A 3,164-nucleotide genomic window follows, 5' to 3' on the forward strand; every position below is an offset into this window, starting at 1 on the left:
CCTCATCACAGAACGAGCAAAGAGAAGCGTCCTCTCGTGCAGCTCAGGCCGCCATAGCGTGTAGAAACCGTCGGAGATCAAACGCAACCAGGGTGGCTGCGGAGAGCGCGCGCCGCGCAGGGCCTCCAGTCGCGGCGCGGCCTCGTAATTCCGCGGCGCCTGCGCGCGGATGTTGACAGCGCGGTGCTGTCCCTTGCGCACCGCCGCCAGCTCCTGCCGGAAGACGTCCTCGTTCTTTTCCATCCAGTCCACCCACTGGACGCTGTTCGTCGGGAAGCCGGGCCATGGCGCGGTGTGGTCTTGAGACCTTCGCGCGACGTCGCGCGCCAATTCGGCGCGCAAAGACGCGCCATGCTCCTCGACGTACTTCTGTAGTGCATCCCGTCTCTTTGGCCACGACTCAGGATCCGCTAGTGCCGTGGATGCAGATGACGGGGCCCCAAACCGCCATTGAGAGCTAGGAAACCACTGCGGATTTCGCTTGAGGGCTACGGAAAAGACATTGCACCCCCCGGTCTTCTTGAGCGGCTCTGCAGAAGAGGATCGCTTCGCGCGCCCTTGAGCGCGGTACCTCCGCAACAGCATGTCACGCGAGGCCGTGTGCGCAGTCAAACATCGCCTGTGTTCGGCCCGCTTGGCTTGCTGGTGCGCCCTTTCAACCTCCAGGGTTGAACCTTCCACCTGGGTCGACCAAGTCAACAGCTCTGCCTGGATCGGTTCGGAAGCGAGGAAATGCGTCTGCTCGCCTGGGCTGCCTCGCTTGAGGGCCTCGTCCTGTAGGGGCTGGCCGTAGCCCACGTCCAAGGAGCCGCGCTCAGCGTTGAGGAATGTCTCAATCTCCAGAAGGTACCCTTGGGGATTCCAAGCTTTGCAACACAGAGCCAGTCTGAATGGATACGCCTGGTATTGCTTGAACCGGATGATGAGCGCTGCCGCAGTCCGAAGCAGTTGCTCCACAGCGCGAGCCATTTCCTGCGGGTGTCGGAGGTCTTCGTCTGCTTGTAGCAGGCCAAGCATCTCGCGGAGGGCCTCCGACATCCTCCGGGGAATTTCACCTTGGGCGAGTCGCAGAAGCAGAGGCGTGCGTCGGCCCCAGCCTCCATCGCTCCTGGGGAGAGCGGGTCCAACCCTGTCTCCCCCGACGCTTGGACTGTCTCGCGCACGCGCCTGCCCTGTTATGGCGACCGCGTGCTGTGTGAGCCGCGTGCAGAGGCAAGCCCGCCGTAGCAACGATGGTGAGCTTTCATGCTGAAAGAAGGCCGTCACTGCCTTGATCCTTTTTCTGCTCTGTGGTCGGGGGTCCTTTGTAGGGAGGGCCAGGAGCCGATCCACTGGGAGACCCAAGAGGAGGATACGAAAGAGGCCTTGCACGCACTGCGTGAAGAGCCAAAATCGCGTGACCACGGGTTTCTCCTCTGTGCGAAGGCAGCACTGGTCCAGCACTCGCAGGAGCTCCCGTCGCTCCACTTCCTCGTTGCAGGGTCTGCCCTTTTCCGCGACGTGGCAGAAGTTGCCGAACCCAGCGTTCAGCCGCTGCAGCAAGACGTCGGGTATGGTGCCTTTGCCGTACAGCGCCTGGAGTTTCTCTGCGGCTCTGCGGTTTTCTTGGAAGGCGCGCAGCTGGGACGGGTCCATGGTCGAGGGACAGGAGATCTTCAGGTTCTCGAAGACGAAGGCGCGTAGGTTGGCGAAGAACTCCTCGTGGTATTCGCTCAGGAGGTACTTGTAGAAGCGCACCGCCGTTGCGTCGAGCGCGGGAACCCCGTGCGTCGGCGGCGCGTCGCCGCCGATGGCTGTCCGCACGACTAGGTTGGCCTGGTGGCTGGCGCACCGAACAACCACCAAGCGGTAGTCCCATCCGCAGAAAGGCGGCTCGCGCAGCGCAGAGCGTACGAGGACCCAGAGCTTCTTCGCCGCCGCCATGTTGGTGTTCACAGAGTCGCCGACCAGAACATGGACGAGTTTCCGGGCCACGGCGTCATCCTCAGGGCCACGGTCGTCGTCGGGGTTGAGGGCTTCGGCGAACTGTTTGAGAACGCTGAAGAGGGCGAAGCAGAGCGTGTCTGAGTTTTTCTGTCCCAAAGGCTGCAAGTCCGTCAGCCAGGGCGCCTCGCTTGACGCGTCGATGTGGACAGTGCAGCTGTTGTTCTGGATTTTGCTACTCCGCGACCGGCCGGTCCTCTGATCCAACCCTCGGATACAACCCTCGCTCCCCGTTGTCGCGCCCTCGCCGTCACCGCCTGGCTCGAGGAAGCTGCGCATTCGCATGCTCGCCTCGTCATGTAAATGACGGAAGCAGACGAACGAGGGATTCTGCGCGGCGTACGTCCTGACTGAGCTGCGGCAGAGGCGTTTCAGGACTCGCGCGAAAGCGTGCCTGATTTCGCAGACAGATGTCCGGCCGAACGGCGGCGCCGCAGACAGATTGTAGTCGCGGGCGTACTCCTCGACAGCGCGGGCGCTGCAGGAAGGATCCGACACAGCCGCCCGCACTAGGTTCAAGGCGCTGAATTTGAAGGCGCTCCTGTCTTTGAGTCTCTGCTTCTCGCGCTCCAGCTTCTTCACCTTGGCCTGCAGGTAGTGGCACCGCCGCCTGAAGGAATGGATCTTCCACGCCCACCGTTTTCCTTGGGGTTTTCCTCCAGGTCGCGCCAGAGTGGCCTCGAGCGCCAGAGCCTGCGAGATCCGCCTGCGGAACTCCGCAGAGGCTGCGACGACCTCCGCGTCTCCCCCTCGTGTCGCCTCCTCGAGATGTGTCACCGCCCGTAAAGCGGCGGCCGCCGCTTTCGCAGCCATCTAGCCCGGGCTAAAAAAAAATACGGCCGCGGCTGGTATCTGGCGTTGATGTGCTTGGGAGCCACAGGACATACGGTCGCGGCTGCTGTGGTCTAGGGTCGCAACAATCTCTACGGTACACATATCTCGGATGGCGTGGGCAGTGGCGAGCGCTCCGTGACCGAAGGTCCACTACTTGCTCGGACCGAGACACGACTCACGATCCAGGGCTGGCTGTTCGAAGAGGACTGGGACGAGTTCCCTTTCCAGCTACGACCGCCTGGTTAGCTTTGGAGCAGTAATAGAAAGATCGCAGCGCATTTCCCCTCAACCACTGAATCCAGACGGCCCCTGGAGTTGAGTTGTGTCTCTCGCGTCGCAGGCCCGCC

Annotated in this window: 2 protein-coding genes; one reads left to right on the forward strand and one right to left on the reverse strand. The window is 62.5% G+C overall.

The features are described 5' to 3' along the window. A partial coding sequence (locus GY725_06025; GenBank protein ID MCP4003736.1) for a hypothetical protein occupies window positions 1-342 on the reverse strand: 342 nt, incomplete at its 3' end. A 1,476-nt stretch (window positions 343-1,818) separates the two neighbouring features. On the opposite strand from GY725_06025, the gene GY725_06030 reads away from it, so the two are divergent. Further along, window positions 1,819-2,067 (forward strand): hypothetical protein, encoded by a 249-nt coding sequence (locus tag GY725_06030; GenBank protein ID MCP4003737.1) that lies wholly within the window; start codon window positions 1,819-1,821, stop codon window positions 2,065-2,067. Window positions 2,068-3,164: the final 1,097 nt, after the last annotated feature.

This window comes from bacterium (genome assembly GCA_024226335.1).
In the GTDB taxonomy this organism is placed as follows: domain Bacteria; phylum Myxococcota_A; class UBA9160; order SZUA-336; family SZUA-336; genus JAAELY01.